The sequence below is a fragment of the Mammaliicoccus sp. B-M6 genome (assembly GCF_022386965.1).
Taxonomy (GTDB): Bacteria; Bacillota; Bacilli; order Staphylococcales; family Staphylococcaceae; genus Mammaliicoccus; species Mammaliicoccus sciuri_A.
Map to the genome: position 1 here is coordinate 1 of NZ_JAJNHJ010000093.1, position 294 is coordinate 294.

Genomic DNA, 294 nt, shown 5'->3' on the forward strand with positions numbered 1-294 from the left:
AGGAATATTTAAAACTAAAGATTTTATTTATGATGAATATTACGATAGTTATATATGTCCAAATGATAAATTACTAACTTTTAAAAGAACTATGCCAACAGGGCATAGATTATACAAATCTAATCCTATTATATGTAAATCATGTCCACTACTAAATGAATGTACAGAAAATAGAAGTTTTACTAGAGAAATTCGAAGACATGTATGGCAAGATGATTTAGATATAATCGAAGATTTAAGGTTTGTAGATACAATAAAAAAAGCATATAAACTAAGAAGTCAAACAGTAGAAAG

Annotated in this window: 1 protein-coding gene; it reads left to right on the plus strand. The window is 25.5% G+C overall.

What is annotated here, in order from left to right; translation table 11 throughout:
- A partial coding sequence (locus tag LQ693_RS13565; RefSeq protein ID WP_239742403.1) for a transposase occupies positions 1–294 on the plus strand: 294 nt, incomplete at both ends.